Origin of the sequence: Pseudomonas koreensis (assembly GCF_012986595.1) — a bacterium.
GTDB classification, from domain to species: Bacteria; Pseudomonadota; Gammaproteobacteria; order Pseudomonadales; family Pseudomonadaceae; genus Aquipseudomonas; species Aquipseudomonas koreensis.
Genome location: NZ_JAAQYM010000001.1, coordinates 498,462 through 518,281, shown reverse-complemented (window position 1 = coordinate 518,281; position 19,820 = coordinate 498,462). Strand labels below are relative to the sequence as shown.

Sequence of the window (19,820 nt, the reverse complement as noted above, 5' to 3'; positions counted from 1 at the left end):
CCAAGGCATCAAGCGCCGTGGCACTTCTTGAATTTCTTGCCGTTGCCGCAGGGGCAAGGGTCGTTGCGGCCGACGTCTTTCAGGGCGTTGCGCACCGGTTCCTGGTGGGCGTGGCCGCAGTTCGGGCCGTGGACATGGCCATGGTCATGATCGTGATGATGGTCATGATCGTGGTTGCAGTCTGGGCCATGGACATGAGGTTGCTGAGTCATCGGTTTTGCTCCGGAATTAAATCGGCGGGGATTATCACGCCATTGCGCTCCAGGTGCACGTAGTGGGCGATGAATAAACCGGTTTCCATCTCGCCTTGCAGTCGATAAGGCACCTGCTGGTGCGGACTCTTGAGCATTTTCACCACGTCCTTCACCCGCGGCCACAGGTTTGTGCGGATCGGTATCCGGTAGAACGCGCTGCTTTTGGGCGCCACCGTGATCCAGTGTTCGTGCTCGCCTTCGGCCAGCAGCAGATCCGCCAGATGAATGCGGTATTCCATGCCGCGCACGGTCAGGTCGCTGTCGTTGGGGTTGTCGATGCGAAAATGCAGGATGAATTTCTGCTCGAGCAGCTTGGCCCGCACCACCTCGACTTTCACCAGGTGGACGGCGGGGTCGACGCTGTCATCGCTGAACCACGAGGCGCAACCGCCGAGGTTCAGGATCAGCATCAGCAACAAGCCATGTAGTGTGCGGCGGTGACCGAGCATCGATAAAACTCCCTTTGTGCCCCAGTCTAGTCGGCGCTTCCCTTTATGCGGCGAAATACCCCGCGCAGCACTTCTTGAACTTCTGCCCGCTGGCACAAAGACACGCATCGTTGCGCCCCGGCTTCACCTGCACGGTCGGGTCGATAAAGTACCAGCGATCGCCGTTCTGCACGAATGAGGAGCGCTCACGGTGGCTGTGTTCGCCCTGGCTGTCGTGCCAGCGCGCGGTGAAGGTGACGAAGGCGTGCTCGGGCTGGCCGCCAAACACTTCCGAGCTTTCGACATCAAGGCCGAGCCAGGTGCTCTGCGCACTCCAGGCGCTGATCGACTGGCGATCCAGACCCGCCTGTTGGGCGGGCAGGGTGGTGGCCACCAGATAATCGATCAGCCCCAGCACGTAGGCGCTGTAGCGCGAACGCATCAGCGCTTCGGCGCACGGCGCCGGGTGGCCGGCGTGATAGTGGCCGCAGCAGGCCTCCAGCAGGTTGCCGCTGCCGCACGGGCAAATGGCTGTACTCATTGCATTACCACCAGTATTTCCCGAAGTTTTCCGGATTAGCCCAGAATCGCGAGTTGAGCCAGTCGGGGACTTGTTTGTAGTCAAGCAGATCGTAGGTGAACAGGGTCAACACTTGATCGTCACGCTGGAAACGTTCACTGGCCTGCAGTGCCAGCGAGTAGAAATCGGTTTCCTGCCAGCCGCTGGCCGACAGATCCGCCAGCACCGCAATGCGGCTGGCGTTGAGGTTGCGGATCCCGCCCAGCAGGTTCAGGCCATCGCGCTTGGGCAGATGCTCCAGGCAATCGACCACCAGCGCCAGGTCGAAGCGCCGCGCCGCGAGTTCGGCGGGTAACGCACCGGGTTCGGCGTGGGCGACGCAACATTCCGGGTGCGCTTCTTTAAAGGCGGCGAGCGCCGGAAATTCGCTGGCGCCGATCAGCAGCAAGCGCGCCGGGGCATAGCGATCCAGTAAAGCAGCCAGCGCCTGTTGCGGCGTGCGCGAAGAAATGGCGACGTTCATCGAAGCTCCTCAATCAGATCGCCAAGACTAGCGCGCCAGACGGATCCGGCCTAGACCCCGATTTGCCGCGGGCAACAAAAGTGCCGAATCACTGTGAACACGGTCCCAAATGCCAGTGGCCTATTGCTGGCGGAGATTAAAACTCCGGTCTTTACTCCGTGAATCGGTTCTAAGCCGATCCCTCAGGAGAAAACCAGATGAGCATAGTTCGGACAGCATTACCTTTGATTCTGCTAACCAGTGTGTTGACTGGTTGCGCAGGTTTGCAGAAAACCGACTGGCCGACCTGTGCGGCGGTCGGTGGTGTAGTCGGTGCCGGTCTTGGCGCCACGGAAAGTTCGGCGTGGGCCGGTTATGGCGCACTGGTGGTCGGTGGTACGGCAGCCGCCTATTGCTGGGTGCACGGTGATGGCGACGAAGACGGCGATGGTGTGCCGGACAGTCGCGACAAGTGCCCGCACACGCCTAAAGGCGTGCAGGTCGATGCTGACGGCTGCCCTCCACCTGCCCCGGCGCCAGTGGTAGAAGAGGCCGTTGTGGTCAAGGAAGAAACCATTGTCATCCGCGACGTGCACTTCCAGTTCGACAAAGCCACCCTGACCGCTTCCGACAAACAGGTTCTGGACAAAGTCGCCACGCGCCTGAAACAAGAGTCGTCCACGGCGCAACTGACCGTGACCGGCCACACCGACAGCGTCGGCAGCGATGCCTACAACAAGAAACTGTCGGATCGCCGTGCGCACTCGGTGGTGGAATACCTGATCCAGCAAGGTGTGCCGCGCGCCAGCTTCGTCTCGGTCTCTGGCATGGGCGAGAGCCAGCCAGTGGCGGATAACAAAACCGCTGACGGTCGCGCACAGAACCGCCGTACCGAAATCAAAATCGTCCGCTAGCCCCTCTCGCATCCGCGGCTTGTGCAGTCGCGGATGCGGGTCTTTACTCCTGTGTAACCGGTATGGGCCGGTGACACAGGAGCTTTCACAATGACTGTTTTCTCAAGGTCCGTCTTGCCGGTGCTGCTGCTAGGCAGCTTGCTCACCGGTTGCGCCACCCACAGCGATGGCGATGCCCCCCTCAATCAACGTACGTGGCCAATCTGCAGCCTGATCGGCGGGCTGGTCGGTGGCGGTCTTGGCGCCATTGAAAGTGGCGGCTGGGCCGGTGGCGGTGCGGCGCTGGGGATTCTGACTGGCGGGCTGATCTGCTATGCCCAGGATGGTGATGAAGACGGCGATGGCGTGTTCGACCGCCGTGACCGTTGCCCTGACACCCCGGCCAATACCCCGGTTGATCATCGTGGCTGTCCGTTACCGCAATATCCGGTCACGGTAAAAGCCCCGGAGCCTGCGCCGCAATCGGAAGTCATCACCCTCAGCGATGCGGGCAATGTGCTGTTCGATTTCGACAAGTCGGACCTGACCCCGGCCGCCAAGGCCCAGCTCGACACGCTGATGGACAAGCTGCGCAATGCCGACGTGGTCAGCATCAAGGTTATCGGCCACACCGACAGCAAAGGTTCGGATGCCTATAACCAGGCGCTGTCCGAGCGGCGCGCCAGCAGTGTCGCGGCGTATCTGCTGAGCCAGGGCCTGGAACCGAGCAAACTCACCAGTGAAGGGCGTGGCGAGAGCGAGCCGGTAGCGGATAACGCAACGGACGAGGGCCGGGCGAAAAACCGTCGGGTGGAGTTGCATATCAATCGCTAGGACGTGTCTGTAGTCCGCAAGCTAGAGCTGCCGGGCGACGAAAATCGTCGAACCGGCAGCCATCCGACGACTGACAAAAGTTTTTTCTTTTGCCCCTCTGGCTTATCCCCCGTCGAAGCCGTTACTGTGCGCCCAAAGAATAATTCCGACACGGGGGAGCGTATGAAGGTTTTCTGGGGGCTGGGGCGTTTGTTGACCCTGCTGTTCTGGTGCGTGGTGGTGGTCAATCTGCTGCTGCCGTTTGTGCATCCGCTGCATGCGCTGGTCAATCTGGCCGGTGCCTCGCTGCTGGCGCTGCATGTGCTGGAGTTGCTTTTCTCGCGCCTCAAGGGGCGTCCCAACCCGTGGCGCGACCGTCTGCGCATCCTGCTGTTCGGCGTTTTTCACCTGCAAACCATCCCGGCCCCGGCCGCTCCGGAGGCTTCTTCCCATGCGTAAACTTTGCCTGCTCGCTGCATTGATCAGTCCCCTGGCCTGTGCCCAGGTGGTCAGCGTCGAACCCAACTCGCTGATGCGCCTGCCCAACACCGCCAGCACCTTGCAGCTGGAACGGCTGGAAGTGGCGGACTACGGCACCCTGCTGATTCCTTCGAACGTGACCGAGCTGAGCATCGGCGAATTGCGTCTGGGCCACGAAGCGCGCATAGCGATCGTCCCCAGCGAACAGGCGCTGGACCTGAAAGTCGGACAAGCGCAGTTGGCCGAAGGCAGTCTGATCACTGCTCGCGGTGCGCCGGGCACTTATGAAAAAGCCGCCCGCGCCGGACGCAATCTGAATTTGCAGTTCAAGGCGTTGACCGCACCCAAACTGTTTGTGGATGCTCGCGGCGGCACCGGAGCACCGGGTTTCGTCGGCCTCGATGGCGGCAACGGTGAAGATCCGGGTTGCACCTGGGGTGAGGCCGGTCACGGTTTTGATGGCAGCAACGGCAGCGACGGCCAACCCGGAGCGCCGGGAGCGCTGGTGCGTCTGGAAGTGCCGCGCGAGTTTCCGGCTGAGCTGATCAAGGTCAACGTCGCTGGCGGCGCCGGTGGTCCGGCGGGTGTCGGTGGCAAGGCCGGTAAGGGCGGCAAGTCCAAAGGCTGCCTGGTGTATCGCGCCGATGGCGGTAAGAACGGCAAGGCCGGGGCTGATGGTCAGCCGGGGCCGGTGGGGGCGGCGGGGGCCGTGACTGTGCAGCGCCTCTAAATAACAGCACTGTTCACCATTGTGGCGAGGGAGCTTGCTCCCGCTGGGCCGCGTAGCGGCCCCACCCCAGATACCGCGTTTCATCAGATTGAACGCGCCAGCTGATGTGGGGCTGCTGCGCAGCCCCGCGGGAGCAAGCTCCCTCGCCACAAAAAGTGTTTGTCTTCAGCCGCTCAGAACATCGGTCGAGCGGCGGCAATCGCCACCAGCACCAGCCCGACAATCAGATTGATCCCCACCACCCGGCGAATTCGCCCCAGCACTGCCGCACCCGCCGGCCAGTCCTTGGCTTCAACCGCTTTACGCAGTTCCGGGAGCATCAAACCCTGAATGCGGATAAACAGCGCAGTCATCACCACATACAGCCCCATCATCACCTGCACGTACTTCGGTGCGGTCTCGAAGCCGATGTGCTGCAAGTGCAGCATGCCCACGCCGCTGATCGGCAGCAGGATCACCGCCACCCAGACCCAACGGAAAAAACCTTGAAACACTTCCACCCACAGGGTCAGGCGGGCGGGGCCGTCGAGGGCCTTGACCGCCGCCGGGCGCAGGACCATCCAGGCGAAAAACATGCCGCCGACCCAGACCAGGGCGGCCAGGACATGCAGCGGATAAACGAGGCTAAAAGGTGTCATTGGGGCACTCCGTTCTGCGCGGGATTAATTAGCGGGGTATGATAGCCGCCATCCGAAACCACTGAAAATTTATCCAGCGTTTTTTGCGCCCGACAATCCATGATCAGCACTGAACTCAAAACCACGATCCAGGGCGCCTATTCGCGTTTTCTTGAAGCCAAGAGCCTCAAACCGCGTTACGGCCAGCGCCTGATGATCGCTGAAATCGCCAAAGTCCTCGGGGATATCGACACCGACGACGAAGGCCGGCGCAGTGGCGACCCCGCGATTGTCGCGGTGGAAGCCGGCACCGGTACCGGCAAGACCGTGGCCTACAGCCTGGCGGCGATTCCGACGGCGAAGCTGGCTGGCAAGCGCCTGGTGATTGCCACCGCGACCGTGGCCCTGCAAGAACAGATCGTCTACAAGGATTTGCCCGACCTGATGCGCAACAGCGGGCTGAATTTCAGCTTCGCGCTGGCCAAGGGCCGTGGCCGCTACATGTGCCTGTCCAAGCTCGACATGCTGCTGCAGGAAGGCCACGCGCAAACCGCTACCGCGCAGCTGTTCGAAGAAGAAGGTTTCAAGATCGAGGTCGACGAAGCCAGCCAGAAGCTGTTCACCAGCATGATCGAGAAGCTCGCCGGCAATAAATGGGACGGCGACCGCGACAGCTGGCCCAATGCGCTGGAAGACGCCGACTGGGCGCGCCTGACCACCGATCACAGCCAGTGCACCAACCGCCATTGCCCGAACTTCGGCCAGTGTGCGTTCTATAAAGCGCGCGAAGGCATGGGCAAGGTTGATGTGATCGTCACCAACCACGACATGGTCCTGGCTGACCTCGCGCTCGGCGGCGGTGCGGTGCTGCCGGACCCGCGCGACACCATTTATGTGTTCGACGAAGGCCACCACCTGCCGGACAAGGCCATCGGCCACTTCGCTCACTACACGCGGCTGCGTTCCACCGCCGACTGGCTGGAAACCACCGCCAAAAACCTCACCAAATTGCTGGCCCAGCATCCGCTGCCGGGGGATCTCGGCAAGTTGATCGAGCAGGTGCCGGAGCTGGCGCGGGAGATCAAGACCCAGCAGCAGTTCATGTTCACCGCGTGCGAGCAGATTGCCGATTTCAAGCCCGGGGAAGACGTCGAAGGTCGCGAGCGGCCCCGCCATCGTTTCGTCGGCGGGGTGATTCCCGAGCACATGCGCGAAATGGGCATCGAGCTGAAAAAGGGCTACTCGCGGCTCAATGACCTGTTCACCCGCCTGACCGACCTGCTCAAGGAAGGCATGGACGGTGAGGTCAACATCGGCATCGCCAGCAATCAGGCCGAGGAGTGGTATCCGCTGTTCGGCAGCCTGTTGTCCCGGGCTTCGGGCAACTGGGAGCTGTGGACCGCGTTCACCGCCGAAGACCCGGAAGACAGCCCGCCGATGGCGCGTTGGCTGACGCTGGCCGAAAGCGGTTCGCTGTTCGACATCGAGGTCAACGCCAGCCCGATCCTTGCCGCCGAGACCTTGCGCCGCAGCCTGTGGAACGTGGCCTACGGCTGCCTGGTGACGTCGGCGACCCTGACCGCGCTGGGCACTTTCGACCGCTTCCGCATGCGCGCCGGCCTGCCGAAAAAAGCCGTCACCGCCGTGGTGCCAAGCCCGTTCCACCACGCCGACGCCGGCGTGTTGCGGGTCCCGGACCTGAAGGCCGACCCGCGGGATGCCGCGGCTCACACGGCGGCGATCATCCGTGAGCTGCCGGATCTGGTCGAAGGCTCGCGCGGTACGCTGGTGCTGTTCTCTTCGCGCAAACAGATGCAGGACGTGTTCGACGGCCTCGACCGCGACTGGCGCAAGCAAGTGTTCATTCAAGGCAACCTGTCGAAACAGGAAACCCTGAACAAGCACAAGGCGCGGGTCGATGGCGGCGACTCCAGCGTGCTGTTCGGCCTCGCCAGTTTCGCCGAAGGCGTGGACTTGCCGGGCGCCTACTGCGAACACGTGGTGATCGCCAAGATCCCGTTTTCGGTACCGGACGATCCGGTCGAGGCCGCGCTGTCGGAGTGGATCGAAGCCCGTGGCGGCAATCCGTTCATGGAAATCTCGGTGCCGGACGCCTCGCTGAAACTGGTCCAGGCCTGCGGCCGCCTGCTGCGGACCGAAGAAGACCGCGGCACCATCACCTTGCTTGATCGGCGGCTGGTCACCCAGCGCTATGGCAAGGCGATCCTCAATGCGTTGCCGCCATTCCGTCGTGAAATATCCTGAGACAACGGTGGGCAGTTTTGCCCGCCGCGCTGTCTATCTCTCTGCCATGCTTTTCCATTGGCCTTTTGGTCGTTAGGGAGAACTCCGTTCTTATGATTCGCCGCTCGTTGCCTGCCGTGTTTGCCTTGATCTTCGCCGCCCCCTTGTTGGCGGCGCCTGCTGGTCAGCAGACCCTGTTCAACTTCGTTCGCCCCGCGGATGTGGTGAAAGTCGTCACCGAAAACACTGACTTGCCACAAGCCAACGCCGAGCAAACCGCGGAAGGTGAAGTGCTGCGCCGGGTGACGTTCAACCCGGTTGCGCGCCCGACCCTGCGCCTGACCCCGCAGACCGGCGCGTGGGACTGGTCGCAGTCGGGCATGATGAGCCTGCGCCTGCAAAGCGCGATGAACTGGGCCGTGACGGTCTACGTGCAAATCCAGAGCAACAACGGGCAGACGCTGACCAGTCGCGTCGACCTGCCCGCCGGGCCTGCGCAAACCCTGCTGGTGCCGCTGGTGGCAACCTCGCCGCTGAGCCAGGGCATGAAGGCCGGGCCGCCGATGCCGATGACCGTCGACGGTCAGCGGATTCTGCTGGCCAGCAGCAGCGGTGAACTGGACCGCAGCCAGGTGGTGTCGGTCAGTCTGTGGATGGATCAGCCAAAAGCCGCGCAGAGCTTGCTGCTCGAGCGTTTCGGCGTGCAGGACGGTGAGGCGGTGACCCGCGCCGTCTACGGCAATCTGGTGGACGCTTACGGTCAATCGACCCGCAGCAAATGGCCGGAAAAAATCAGCAGCGACGAGCAACTGAAATCCGCCGCCGCCAGGGAAGAGCAACAGCTGAAAACCTGGCTGGCCGAGCGCGAAAAGTCCTCGCTGGACAAGTTCGGTGGCTGGAGCAAAGGCCCGGCGTTCAAGGCCAGCGGCTTTTTCCGCACGGAAAAGCGTGACGGTCGCTGGTACCTGGTGACCCCTGAAGGGCATCCGTTCTATTCGCTGGGGGTCAACACTGTCAGCCCGGAGGTCAACCAGACCTACGTGGCCGGGCGCGAGTGGATGTTCGAATCCCTGCCCAAAGCCGACGAGCCACTGGCCAGCCATTTCGGCGAGGGTGATAACCGTGGCGGCAACGGCGCCGATCAGGGCCGGGGCTACAACGCCGGGCGCTGGTACGATTTCTACGCGGCCAACCTGCAACGCCTGTACGGCGAACCTTGTGCAGCGCAGGCGAAAAGCGCAGCGGCCGCAGAACCGACGAGCGCCGCGCCATGCAAGGCCACGGTCGATGAGAAGAAGTGGGCCACACACACCCTTGATCGCCTGCAAGCCTGGGGCTTCAACACCGTCGGCAACTGGAGCGCCGATTCGTTGAGCGATGCCGCGCGGGTGCCTTACACCTTGCCACTGTCGATCGTCGGCGATTACGCCAGCATCAGCACCGGTAATGACTGGTGGGGCGGTATGCCGGATCCGTTCGATCCGCGTTTTGCCATGGCCACCGAGCGCGCCGTGGCCATTGCCGCGCGCGATCACCGCGACGACCCCTGGTTGATCGGTTACTACGCTGACAACGAGCTGGCCTGGGCCGGTCCCGGCGATGATCCGAAATCGCGCTATGCCCTGGCTTACGGCACGCTGAAACTGACCACCGACGTGCCGGCCAAACGCGCGTTTCTCAAACAATTGCGCGACAAATACCGCAATCAGGAAGGGCTGTCGAAAGCCTGGGGCATTGAGTTGCCCGCCTGGGAATTGATGGAAGACCCGGGTTTCGTGCCGCCGGTGCCGAATCCGGAGCACCCGGAAATCGAAAACGATTTCAAATATTTCCAGAAGGTGTTCGCCGACACCTACTTCAAGACCATCTCCGATTCGCTGAAATGGCACGCGCCGAATCAGTTGCTGCTGGGCGGCCGTTTCGCTACCAGCACCCCGGAAGCCGTGGCGTCCTGCGCGCAGTATTGCGACGTGCTGAGCTTTAACATGTACACGCTGAAACCGCAGGACGGGTATGACTTCGCCGCCTTGCGCGCCCTCGACAAACCGGTGCTGATCACCGAATTCAACTTCGGCTCCAGTGATCGTGGCCCGTTCTGGGGCGGCGTGACGCAACTGGCGCGGGAAGAAGACCGCGGCCCGGCGTACGCCAACTTCCTCAAGCAGGCGTTGAGCGAACCGTCGATTGTCGGCGTGCACTGGTTCCAGTATCTGGACCAACCGGTGACCGGGCGTCTGCTCGACGGCGAGAACGGACACTTCGGTCTGGTGGGGGTTACCGATCTGCCGTATCAGGGGTTCGTCGAGGCGGTGCGCAAGAGCAACCTGCAGGCGCTTGATCAGTTGGGCAAGGAGGCTGAGAAAGCTGCTGCCGCCGCTGGTCATGAAGCCGAAGGCGGGCGCAAGGGTGAAGCCGGCAAAGGCCCGGGGGCCGGGCATGCGGGTGGGCATTCGGGCAATGGCCATTAAGGCTTGATGCCTTGAAAGATCGCTGCCGCAGGCTGCGATCTTTTGATTGCTCTTTGAAATGACCACCCGGCCCGCAGCTGTTCCCAAATCCCTCAAGGGCTGGAACAATGCGGGCCACTTTGTAGAGCGTTTTCGCGGGGGAGTTGCGGGTGCAGATTCAGGGACATTACGAACTTCAATTCGAAGCGGTGCGCGAGGCGTTCGCGGCACTGTTCGACGATTCCCAGGAACGCGGCGCAGCGTTGTGCATCAAGGTCGGCGGAGAAACGGTCCTCGACCTCTGGTCCGGTACCGCCGACAAGGACGGCACCGAGGCCTGGCACAGCGACACCATCGCCAACCTGTTCTCCTGCACCAAGACCTTCACTGCGGTCACCGCGTTGCAACTGGTGGCCGAAGGCAAACTGCAACTCGATGTCCCGGTTGCCCGTTACTGGCCGGAGTTCGCTGCCGCTGGCAAAGAATCCGTCACCCTGCGCCAATTGCTCTGCCATCAGGCCGGTTTGCCGGCCCTGCGCGAGTTGCTGGCGCCGGCTGCTCTCTACGAATGGCAAACCATGGTCGACGCCCTCGCGGCCGAAGCCCCGTGGTGGACGCCGGGCACCGGTCATGGCTATGCCGCCATCACCTATGGCTGGCTGGTCGGGGAATTGCTTCGTCGCGCTGACGGTCGCGGGCCGGGCGAGTCCATCGTCGCCCGTGTGGCCAAGCCGCTGGGGCTGGATTTCCACGTCGGTCTGGCTGACGAAGAGTTCTACCGCGTGGCGCATATCGCTCGCGGCAAGGGCAACGTCGGTGATGCCGCTGCCCAACGCCTGTTGCAGGTGACCCTGCGTGAGCCGACCGCGATGACCACCCGGGCCTTCACCAATCCGCCGTCGGTGCTCACCAGCACCAACAAACCGGAATGGCGGCGCATGCAGCAGCCGGCCGCCAACGGTCATGGCAATGCACGCAGCCTCGCCGGTTTCTACGCCGGTTTGCTCGATGGCAGCCTGCTCGAAAGCGACATGCTCGAAGAACTGACCCGCGAACACAGCTACGGCGAGGACAAGACCCTGCTGACCCGCACCCGTTTTGGTCTGGGCTGCATGCTCGATCAGTCGGACATGGCCAACGCCACCTACGGCCTCGGCCCGCGTGCGTTCGGTCATCCGGGGGCAGGTGGTTCGGTGGGTTTTGCTGATCCGGAGCACGATGTCGCGTTCGGTTTTGTGACAAATACCCTTGGGCCATACGTCTTGATGGATCCGCGCGCGCAGCAGCTGGCGCGGGTACTTGCCACTTGTCTGTAAAGCACGACATGCGGTTCCAGGGTTGGAACCAGATTCGGATTTTTGATTCAAAGCGTCTGTTTATCCGGGCAAAAGAGCTCTGATCTTTCATTACTTCACTTTGTGGATTTTCAATGTCATCCAAAAAAACTCTCGCCCTGGCCCTGTGCGTTGCGATTACCGGTTGTGCACAGACTCCTAAAAACGATGCGGACGGCAGCAGTTGGTGGCCGTTCGGGTCTTCCGACAAAGTGGCGGCCAAAGAGCCGGCACCGGCTCCAGCCCCGCTCAAACCTGCCGCCACGGCACCCGTGGCCAAGACTGAAAGCAGCAGCCACTGGTACTGGCCGTTCGGCGGTTCGGATGATGCGGCGGCCAAGGCTGATGTGAAGCCTGAAGTAAAACCTGAAGCCAAACCGGTCGCGGTTGCCAAGGCCGATGCCGACACTGGCAGCAAGTGGTGGTGGCCGTTCGGCGGCAAGGATCAGTCCACTGCCAAAGCAGTGCCGATGCCTGATCCGAAAGTCACCCAAGCCTGGCTGGATGACTACGAACCGCGCCTGCGTGCGGCGATCAAGGACAGCAACCTGCAACTCGAACGCCGGGACAACGTGCTGGTGGTAATCGCGCCGGTGGAAGGCTCGTTCAACCCGAAGCGTCCGGCCATGTTGCTGCCGGTGACCCTCAGCCCGTTCACCAATGTTGCGAAAATCCTCGAAGCTGATCCGAAAACCGCAGTATTGGTGCTCGGTCACAGCGACAACACCGGTGCTGCACCGGCCAACGTCAAACTCAGCCAGGAGCGCGCCCAGTCCGTGGCGGCGATCTTCCGCCTGAGCGGCCTGCAGCGTGATCGCCTGATGCTTCGCGGCATGGGCGGCGATGCCCCGCGTGCCGCCAACGACAGCGCCGAAGGCCGTGCCCTGAACCGTCGCGTGGAGTTGCTGGTGACCCCGCAGAACACCATGGTGGCCCTGCTGAGCAAGTACAACATGCCGGCGCCGGCACCGACCACGATGATTGCCGCCCAGGACGTCAAGCCTGCGGCCAAGCCGGTAACCCCGGCGCCAGCAGCGGCGAAGGCTGCGGTACCTGCGAGCAAAAAGGCGCCAGCGAAGAAAGCGGCGGCCAAGGCACCTGCGAAGAAGGCAGCGACCAAGGCTCCGGCGAAAACCCCTGCCAAGAAAACCGCTCCAGCCAAGGCAGCAACGGCTGACAAGAAAGTCGCCGCCACCGATACTGCCAAGCAGTGATCCGCTAACGAAAAGGAATGCGCCATGACCCAGGCTCTGGCAGATATGCGTCGTGATTACACCCGGGACGGTCTGACCGAGGCGCAAGCCCCGGGCGAACCGTTTGCGCTGTTCCACCAATGGTTTGCCGACGCGGTGAAAACCGAACAGGCGCCGGTGGAGGCCAACGCCATGACCCTGGCCACGGTCGATGCGGACGGTCGACCGCATTGCCGCATTCTGCTGCTCAAGGGCCTGGACGCGCAGGGCTTCACCTTCTTCACCAACTACGACAGCGCCAAAGGCCAGCAGCTGGCGGCCAACCCGTTTGCCGCCATGACCTTCTTCTGGCCGAGCCTGGAACGTCAGGTGCGCATCGAAGGGCGTGTGCAGAAGGTCACGCCTGAAGAGTCCGACGCGTATTATCAGGTGCGTCCGCTGGGCAGCCGCCTCGGGGCCTGGGCCTCACCGCAGAGTCGGGTGATCAACGGCCGTGGCGAGCTGGAGGATCTGCTCAAGGCGACTGAACAGCGCTTCAGCGACACCCAGCCCGACTGCCCGGAACACTGGGGCGGTTATCGTCTGCTGCCGGAGCGCATCGAGTTCTGGCAAGGCCGTCCGAGCCGCCTGCACGATCGCCTGAACTACCGTTTGCAGGACGCCAACTGGATTCTTGAACGTCTGGCGCCTTAAGCAGTCTACCGAGCGTGATAGCCTGCCGCAGTGGCCTCAAGCCACTTCGGCAAGTCCCGACGCTTGATTTTCTGCGCCCGGGCATGGGCCAGTTGTTCGAGCATGAAGGCGCGCTTGCCCTCATCCTTGCCCGCCAGGGACAGCGCCAGGTCACGATCCATCCAGCGTCTTATCCGCACGTACAGCCACCCGTGGAAGTACAGACCGGCGACGGTGGTGACGAAAATGATCAAGTAATCCATGAAAATCCTTGGCTCGGCAGGGCAGGTTGGGCGATTTGGCGCTACTGTTGGGTGGGTCTGCAGGTGCCTGTACCGGGCCTGAATAAAATCAAGTTTATCCAGGCTGTGTCGTGACAGGCGTCAAGCAGCGGGGTTTAATGAATACATGTTCTTTTGGAGTTGATGCTATGCGTAAGTCTGTTCTGCTGGTTGCTTCCTTTTCCACGATGGCGATGTTGCTGACCGGCTGCCAGTCGAGCCTGACCGGTGACTCCTACTCCCGTGACGAAGCGCGTCGTGTGCAGACGATTCGCATGGGCACCATCGAATCCCTGCGTCCGGTGAAAATCGAAGGCACCAAGACCCCGATCGGCGGCGCTGCAGGCGCAGTGGTCGGCGGTGTCGGCGGCAGCGCCATCGGTGGCGGCAAGGGCAGCATCGTCGCTGCGGTCATCGGTGCTGTGGCCGGTGGTCTGATCGGTTCCGCGACTGAAGAAGGCCTGACCCGCACCCAAGGCGTGGAAATCACCGTGCGCGAAGACGACGGCAGCATGCGCGCCTACGTGCAACAGGTTCAGGAAAACGAAGTATTCCGTGTTGGTGAGCGCGTGCGCATCTCCACCGTCGGTGGCACCAGCCGCGTTTCGCACTAAGCGGCAACGAGCGGTAAAGAAAAACCCCGATCAGGTGACTGGTCGGGGTTTTTTGTTTTTAGATTTCTCAACTGCGATGGCTATATCTCTATGCCAATAAACAATTCCAGGTTTGTTGGAATGGGCTCATCAGTCAGCGCGGCAATATGTTGCGCCTGCTCGGCGGTCAACAACCATTCTCCTTCTGCCATGGCGTCGAGGCTTTTATGGCCTAGAAGCTTCACGATTCGGTCGTTAAAAGCAGGATCAACATCCAGTTCATACTTGAGTGAGCTATCGTCGAAACTGTCGGGTAAGAACCCAGTGATGCACAAGTACATAAGCGCCTCTTGATTACTTGGGAGTGGTTCGCCCGGGTTTGGCAGGTTTGGTCTGTTCACCAGTTTGAGGGTTGAACTCTCCAAGGTGTTTCCCCTGTTTGTCGTACATTTCTACGGTTCCGTGTTGGCTATCCCATTCAAAAATGCGTCCTTTGAGATCTCTCCAGCGCTTACGACGCGCACCGCCACCTTGAACGCTGCTTTTTGACTTGTCTTTCATCGCGTCAGGAAATGCTGTTAAGCCTTTCGGAGCTTGATGGTAGTTGTGATCGCCTATGCTTAGAACAATGTAAACCGGCTTAACCCCTGAATCCGCCGGAAACACCAGAATGAAATCCCGATACTCCGGCGGATAAACCGGATTCACCAGAATTCCGTCAGCCGCTTTGGTCGGTGGATACACCCAGATGTGCGGCGCTTGCGGTGCAGCCTCCAGTGCTGGAATGCCAAGAGTTTCAGAGCCGTCCACCGCCGGCGTCCAGAGCAGTTCGATGCCTTCACCCAGGTCTGCAATGAACTGACTACCGCGCGTGCTGAACTGCACGACATCGACGGGAATCGCCGTGGCGCCGATTTTCTTCAGGGCAACGCCGCCGTTTTCATCGCTTTCGCGAGCGCCAAGCAGGATCAGCTCGCCGTAATCGTTGAGGCTGTCGGTCGGCACCATCCCTGAAGGATTCGAATAATCAATGATCGCGTCCGGCAACTTGCAGGACTTGGCGAACACGCACCCGGCGCGTACGGGATCAGGCTTTTTCGCCGCAACCTCTCGACTGCGCTCGAAAGCCTCCTGCCGCGCCAGCATGGCCTCGTAAGCGTTTTGTCGGGCTTCGCGCTCGGCCACTTCAGTGGCCGTCATGTAGCGGTAGGTGACGTGATGCCCATCGCCCGCCGGTGGGTTGGGAACCCGGGGAATGTCCTTGTTGCGAGCCACTGAGCGTCCTTTCGTTCATCCATCGACAGCCCTTCGAGAGGGCTGTGCGACGTTAACGAAGCAGGCAGAGGGTGGCTGTAGGACGCGTCGCTATTGAGGTGGGGATTAGTCGCTATCTGTCAGATAAGCCGGCTTGTGGTGAGGGGATTTATCCCCGTGATTGTTCGCTGGTTTTCAGACGAGCCTGGACTTGTGGCGAGGGAGCTTGCTCCCGCAGGAGCGCGAAGCGATCCCAATATCCCGGGTCTGCTGCGCAGCCCAGCGGGAGCAAGCTCCCTCGCCACAACGAGCCCATTCACAGGTCCTATGCAGGTGAATGTACGTTATGGCGACTCGCCGCCGCCGTCACCGCATACCCGATCAACGCCGCCAGAATCGAACCGGTCAGGATGCCCATCCGGTCCATCCCGGCGTAGTCGCTCACGCCCGGTTCAAAGGCCAGCGAGCCGACAAACAGGCTCATGGTGAAACCGATGCCGCAGAGGATCGCCACGCCCAGCACTTGACCCCAATTGGCGCCCTGGGGCAGGGCGGCGATGCCGATTTTCACTGCCAGCCAGGTCAGGCCGAACACGCCGACGGTCTTGCCCAGCAGCAGGCCGACGGCGATGCCCATGGGGACGTGATGGGTGAAGCTTTCGACGGTGACGCCGCTCAGCGACAGCCCGGCGTTGGCGAAGGCGAACAGCGGCAAGATGCCGTACGCGACCCACGGGTGCAGCGCGTGTTCGAGGGTCAACAGCGGCGAAGTCTCGGCATTGCGGGTGCGCAGCGGAATGCAAAACGCCAGCGTGACCCCGGCCAGCGTCGCGTGGACGCCGCTCTTGAGCACGCACACCCACAGGATCAAACCGATGATCATGTAGGGCCCAAGCTTGACCACCCCGAGCCGGTTCATCGCCACCAGCGCCGCGATGCACGCCGCCGCCAGCCCCAGCGACAGGGTCGAGAGCTCGCCGGAATAGAAGACCGCAATGATCACGATGGCGCCGAGGTCGTCGATGATCGCCAGGGTCATCAGGAACAGTTTCAGCGACACCGGCACCCGGTTACCCAGCAGCGCGAGTACACCGAGAGCGAAGGCGATGTCAGTGGCGGTGGGAATTGCCCAGCCGTCGAGGGCTGGCGGGTTGTCCCGATTGAGCCACCAGTAAAGCAATGCCGGCACGACCATGCCGCCAATCGCTGCGGCGCCCGGCAAGACGATCTGCGACGGTTTCGACAGCTGCCCGTCGAGCACTTCACGCTTCACCTCCAGGCCTATCAGCAGGAAGAACAGCGCCATCAGCCCGTCGTTGATCCACAGCAGCAGCGGCTTGGCGATCTTCAACGCCCCGATCTGCGCGACAACGGGGGTGTCGAGCAGCCCGGTGTACAGCCACGACAGCGGTGAGTTGTTGATGATCAGGGCGAGGAGGGCGGCGGCGATCAACAGCAGGCCACTGGCCGCTTCCAGCTGAAAGAAACGCGTGAAGGTTCTACGCAGCGGCAAGGTCGCTCTCCATCAACATTCGCAAAGGACTGACACCCGCGCACAACGCCTGTAACGGGTGACACTTGCACAGAGCCTAGCAGTTGGCGGATATATTGGGCCTCAGCTGTATCTGTGAGCCTTGTAGGTTTTTTCCTATGCTGGGTGACTGAGCCTGTGACGAGGCCATTCCTGCCCGATTCAACGAGAGCATGACCATGAGCGACAACCGACAGTGGGCCCGCGAAGCCATCCGCATCATCGAAGCGGACTTCCAGCGCAGCGCCGACACCCACCTGATCCCCTTGCCGCTGCCGGGTTTTGCGGGCATCGAGTTGTACTTCAAGGACGAGTCCAGTCACCCCACCGGCAGCCTAAAGCATCGCCTGGCGCGCTCGTTGTTCTTGTACGCGTTGTGTAACGGCTGGCTCAAACCCGGCGCGCCGGTGATCGAGGCGTCCAGCGGTTCGACGGCGATTTCCGAGGCGTATTTCGCGCGCATGCTTGGCCTGCCGTTCATTGCGGTGATGCCGGCGACCACCTCCAAAGAGAAGATCGCGCAGATCGCCTTCTACGGCGGCCAGAGCCATCTGGTAAAGGATCCGACGCAGATTTACGCCGAATCCGAGCGTCTGGCTCGCGAGCATGGCGGCCACTTCATCGATCAGTTCACCTACGCCGAGCGGGCCACCGACTGGCGGGCGAACAACAACATTGCTGAGTCGATCTTCCAGCAGATGCGTTTCGAGAAATACCCGGAGCCGAGCTGGCTGATTTCCAGCCCGGGCACCGGCGGCACCACCGCGACCCTTGGCCGTTACGTGCGCTATCGCCAGCATTGCACGCGGGTGCTGTGCGCCGATGCCGAGCGTTCGGTGTTTTTCGATTACTACCAGACCGGCGACGCCAGCCTGCGTCTGGACTGCGGTTCGCGGATCGAAGGCATTGGCCGGCCACGGGTGGAAGCGTCGTTCCTGCCCAAGGTGATCGATGCAATGGTCAAGGTGCCGGATGCCTTGTCGCTGGCGGCCATGCATTACCTGGCGCAGCGCCTGGGGCGGCATGTCGGCGGGTCGAGCGGCACCAACCTGATCGGCGCGCTGATGGCGGCGCAGCAGATGAAAGTGGCGGGGGAGTCGGGGTCGATCGTGGCGATTCTGTGCGATGGCGGCGAGCGCTATGCCGACACTTATTACGATCAGGCCTGGCTGAAGGCGCAGGGCTATGAGCTGGAGGGGTTGATCGCGGCGGTGGCGGCGAGTGCCGAGCGCGGTGAGGCGCTGCCGACTTCAGTGTTGCGCGCCAATATCTAAAAGCAAAAAGATCGCAGCCTGCGGCAGCTCCTACAGGGGAGTACATTCCTGTAGGAGCTGCCGCAGGCTGCGATCTTTTGATCTTGAGAATTAAGCCTCAATCCCCAGAATGTCGCGTGCCACGGCTTCGGCAATACGAATCCCGTCCACACCCGCCGACAGAATCCCGCCGGCATAACCCGCGCCTTCGCCGGCCGGGAACAGACCCTTCACGTTCATGCTCTGCAGCGACTCATTACGCGTGATGCGCAGCGGTGACGAGGTGCGGGTTTCGATCCCGGTCAACACCGCGTCATGCAGCGAGTAACCGCGAATCTGCTTCTCGAACGCCGGCAATGCTTCACGAATCGCTTCGATGGCAAAGTCCGGCAGCGCCAGGGCCAGGTCGCCCAGGGCCACGCCCGGTTTGTACGACGGCTCGACTTCGCCCAGTTCGGTCGAAGGAATGTCGTTGATGAAGTCGCCAACCAGTTGTGCCGGGGCCTTGTAGTCGCTGCCGCCGAGGATGAACGCGTGGGATTCCAGGCGCTCCTGCAACTCGATGCCGGCCAGCGGGCCACCCGGGTAGTCGACTTCCGGGGTGATGCCAACGACGATCCCGGAGTTGGCGTTACGCTCGTTACGCGAGTATTGGCTCATGCCGTTGGTGACCACGCGGTTCGGCTCGGAAGTCGCCGCCACCACGGTGCCGCCCGGGCACATGCAGAAGCTGTAGACCGAACGGCCGTTCTTGGCGTGGTGCACCAGTTTGTAGTCGGCGGCGCCCAGCTTGGGGTGACCGGCGTACTTGCCCAGGCGCGCACGGTCGATCAGCGATTGCGGGTGTTCGATGCGGAAACCCACCGAGAACGGCTTGGCTTCCATGAACACGCCACGGCTGTGGAGCATGCGGAAGGTGTCACGGGCACTGTGGCCGAGGGCCAGGACCACGTGTTTCGAATGCAGGGTTTCGCCGCTCGCCAGTTGCACGCCGACCAGTTGGCCGTCGTCGATCAGCACGTCAGTGACGCGCTCCTGGAAACGCACTTCACCGCCCAGAGCGCGGATTTCTTCACGCATGGTCTCGACCATGCCGGTCAGACGGAACGTACCGATGTGCGGTTTGCTGACGTAGAGGATTTCTTCCGGCGCGCCGGCCTTGACGAATTCGTGCAGGACTTTACGGCCAAGGAACTTCGGATCCTTGATCTGGCTGTACAACTTGCCGTCGGAGAACGTGCCCGCGCCGCCTTCGCCGAACTGCACGTTGGACTCGGGGTTGAGCACGCTTTTACGCCACAGGCCCCAGGTGTCCTTGGTGCGCTGACGCACTTCGGTGCCGCGTTCGAGGATGATCGGCTTGAAGCCCATCTGTGCCAGCAACAGGCCGGCGAAGATCCCGCACGGGCCGAAACCGACCACGATCGGGCGCTGGCTCAGGTCGCTCGGCGCCTGACCAACGAATTTGTAGCTGACATCCGGCGCCACGTTGACGTTACGGTCGTCGGCGAACTTGCCCAGCACCTTGGCCTCGTCGCGTACGTTGAGGTCGATGGTGTAGATGAAGCACAGTTCGGAGGACTTTTTGCGCGCGTCATAGCTGCGCTTGAACAAGGTGAAATCGAGCAGATCATCGCTGGCGATGCCCAGGCGCTGCACGATGGCGGCACGCAGGTCTTCTTCGGGATGGTCGATTGGCAGCTTGAGTTCGGTGATTCGTAACATGGCGAGGATCCGGATTCGCGGGGCGCACAACTGCGCCAGGGCGTTTGAAGGCCGCG

The 19,820-nt window shown here is 62.0% G+C and carries 21 protein-coding genes; 11 read left to right on the top strand and 10 right to left on the bottom strand.

Translation table 11 applies throughout. The annotated features are described in order from the left end of the window. Positions 1–8: 8 nt before the first annotated feature. Genes HBN98_RS02485 through HBN98_RS02470 form a run of 4 tightly spaced genes read right to left on the bottom strand, consistent with a single transcriptional unit; the run spans position 9 to position 1,725 of the window. Positions 9–212: an SEC-C metal-binding domain-containing protein gene (locus HBN98_RS02485; protein WP_003198420.1), complete on the bottom strand. Its 204-nt coding sequence runs from the start codon at positions 210–212 to the stop codon at positions 9–11. Continuing rightward, positions 209–703 carry an LEA/WHy family protein gene (locus tag HBN98_RS02480; RefSeq protein WP_064586314.1) on the bottom strand — a complete coding sequence of 165 codons (495 nt, stop codon included), beginning with the start codon at positions 701–703 and terminating at the stop codon, positions 209–211. The genes HBN98_RS02485 and HBN98_RS02480 overlap by 4 nt, the downstream gene beginning before the upstream one ends. Positions 704–746: 43 nt before the next feature. Next, positions 747–1,223 (bottom strand): YchJ family protein, encoded by a 477-nt coding sequence (locus HBN98_RS02475; RefSeq protein WP_083366816.1) that lies wholly within the window; start codon positions 1,221–1,223, stop codon positions 747–749. Positions 1,224–1,227: 4 nt separating this feature from the next. Further along, entirely contained in the window at positions 1,228–1,725 is a 498-nt protein-coding gene (locus tag HBN98_RS02470; protein WP_083366815.1) for a DUF6231 family protein, read from the bottom strand. A gap of 197 nt (positions 1,726–1,922) precedes the next feature. Between HBN98_RS02470 and HBN98_RS02465 the strand changes: the two genes are divergently transcribed. The 4 genes from HBN98_RS02465 (at position 1,923) to HBN98_RS02450 (ending at position 4,620) form a co-directional block, all read left to right on the top strand. Beyond that, the gene (locus HBN98_RS02465; RefSeq protein WP_064586320.1) at positions 1,923–2,618 is read left to right on the top strand and encodes a PA1041 family peptidoglycan-binding anchor lipoprotein; all 696 of its coding nucleotides are present in this window, start codon (positions 1,923–1,925) and stop codon (positions 2,616–2,618) included. Positions 2,619–2,708: 90 nt separating this feature from the next. Then, complete coding sequence (locus tag HBN98_RS02460) at positions 2,709–3,431, top strand: PA1041 family peptidoglycan-binding anchor lipoprotein (RefSeq protein WP_083366814.1); 723 nt, start codon at positions 2,709–2,711, stop codon at positions 3,429–3,431. Between the two features lie 162 nt (positions 3,432–3,593). Continuing rightward, complete coding sequence (locus HBN98_RS02455) at positions 3,594–3,869, top strand: DUF1145 domain-containing protein (protein ID WP_027614360.1); 276 nt, start codon at positions 3,594–3,596, stop codon at positions 3,867–3,869. After that, positions 3,862–4,620 (top strand): collagen pro alpha-chain precursor, encoded by a 759-nt coding sequence (locus tag HBN98_RS02450; RefSeq protein ID WP_083366813.1) that lies wholly within the window; start codon positions 3,862–3,864, stop codon positions 4,618–4,620. The genes HBN98_RS02455 and HBN98_RS02450 overlap by 8 nt, the downstream gene beginning before the upstream one ends. A gap of 173 nt (positions 4,621–4,793) precedes the next feature. Here HBN98_RS02450 and HBN98_RS02445 read toward each other — a convergent pair whose 3' ends face one another. Beyond that, positions 4,794–5,258 carry a CopD family protein gene (locus HBN98_RS02445; protein ID WP_064586325.1) on the bottom strand — a complete coding sequence of 155 codons (465 nt, stop codon included), beginning with the start codon at positions 5,256–5,258 and terminating at the stop codon, positions 4,794–4,796. Positions 5,259–5,357: 99 nt separating this feature from the next. Here HBN98_RS02445 and dinG point away from each other — a divergent pair, with 99 nt between their 5' ends. The 5 genes from dinG to pdxH all read left to right on the top strand — a co-directional run bounded on the left by dinG (position 5,358) and on the right by pdxH (position 13,148). Next, positions 5,358–7,502 carry an ATP-dependent DNA helicase DinG gene (gene dinG / locus HBN98_RS02440; RefSeq protein WP_003222341.1) on the top strand — a complete coding sequence of 715 codons (2,145 nt, stop codon included), beginning with the start codon at positions 5,358–5,360 and terminating at the stop codon, positions 7,500–7,502. A 92-nt stretch (positions 7,503–7,594) separates the two neighbouring features. Then, a complete protein-coding gene (locus HBN98_RS02435) occupies positions 7,595–9,949 on the top strand; it encodes a beta-galactosidase (protein WP_083366812.1) in 2,355 nt (784 codons plus the stop codon). A 149-nt stretch (positions 9,950–10,098) separates the two neighbouring features. Next, positions 10,099–11,244, top strand: a complete 1,146-nt coding sequence (locus HBN98_RS02430) for a serine hydrolase domain-containing protein (RefSeq protein WP_083366811.1) — start codon at positions 10,099–10,101, stop codon at positions 11,242–11,244. A gap of 113 nt (positions 11,245–11,357) precedes the next feature. After that, positions 11,358–12,476 carry an OmpA family protein gene (locus tag HBN98_RS02425; protein ID WP_083366810.1) on the top strand — a complete coding sequence of 373 codons (1,119 nt, stop codon included), beginning with the start codon at positions 11,358–11,360 and terminating at the stop codon, positions 12,474–12,476. Between the two features lie 24 nt (positions 12,477–12,500). Continuing rightward, positions 12,501–13,148, top strand: coding sequence for a pyridoxamine 5'-phosphate oxidase (pdxH, locus tag HBN98_RS02420; protein WP_083366809.1), 648 nt, complete (start codon positions 12,501–12,503; stop codon positions 13,146–13,148). Between the two features lie 5 nt (positions 13,149–13,153). Here pdxH and HBN98_RS02415 read toward each other — a convergent pair whose 3' ends face one another. Further along, positions 13,154–13,390: a 30S ribosomal protein S3 gene (locus tag HBN98_RS02415; RefSeq protein WP_083366808.1), complete on the bottom strand. Its 237-nt coding sequence runs from the start codon at positions 13,388–13,390 to the stop codon at positions 13,154–13,156. Positions 13,391–13,557: 167 nt separating this feature from the next. On the opposite strand from HBN98_RS02415, the gene HBN98_RS02410 reads away from it, so the two are divergent. Then, complete coding sequence (locus HBN98_RS02410; protein ID WP_007969461.1) at positions 13,558–14,022, top strand: outer membrane lipoprotein; 465 nt, start codon at positions 13,558–13,560, stop codon at positions 14,020–14,022. Positions 14,023–14,102: 80 nt separating this feature from the next. Here the strand turns inward: HBN98_RS02410 and HBN98_RS02405 are convergent, their stop codons facing one another. The 3 genes from HBN98_RS02405 to nhaA all read right to left on the bottom strand — a co-directional run bounded on the left by HBN98_RS02405 (position 14,103) and on the right by nhaA (position 16,768). Further along, the gene (locus tag HBN98_RS02405; protein ID WP_083366807.1) at positions 14,103–14,342 is read right to left on the bottom strand and encodes a pyocin S6 family toxin immunity protein; all 240 of its coding nucleotides are present in this window, start codon (positions 14,340–14,342) and stop codon (positions 14,103–14,105) included. 13 nt (positions 14,343–14,355) lie between these two features. Continuing rightward, positions 14,356–15,276: a colicin E3/pyocin S6 family cytotoxin gene (locus tag HBN98_RS02400; RefSeq protein WP_083366806.1), complete on the bottom strand. Its 921-nt coding sequence runs from the start codon at positions 15,274–15,276 to the stop codon at positions 14,356–14,358. A gap of 304 nt (positions 15,277–15,580) precedes the next feature. After that, positions 15,581–16,768, bottom strand: a complete 1,188-nt coding sequence (gene nhaA, locus HBN98_RS02395; RefSeq protein ID WP_083366805.1) for a Na+/H+ antiporter NhaA — start codon at positions 16,766–16,768, stop codon at positions 15,581–15,583. 197 nt (positions 16,769–16,965) lie between these two features. Here nhaA and HBN98_RS02390 point away from each other — a divergent pair, with 197 nt between their 5' ends. After that, on the top strand, positions 16,966–18,060 hold the full coding sequence (locus tag HBN98_RS02390) for a PLP-dependent cysteine synthase family protein (RefSeq protein ID WP_083366804.1): 1,095 nt from the start codon (positions 16,966–16,968) through the stop codon (positions 18,058–18,060). A 90-nt stretch (positions 18,061–18,150) separates the two neighbouring features. Here HBN98_RS02390 and HBN98_RS02385 read toward each other — a convergent pair whose 3' ends face one another. After that, a complete protein-coding gene (locus HBN98_RS02385) occupies positions 18,151–19,764 on the bottom strand; it encodes an NAD(P)/FAD-dependent oxidoreductase (protein WP_083366803.1) in 1,614 nt (537 codons plus the stop codon). Positions 19,765–19,820 lie beyond the last annotated feature (56 nt).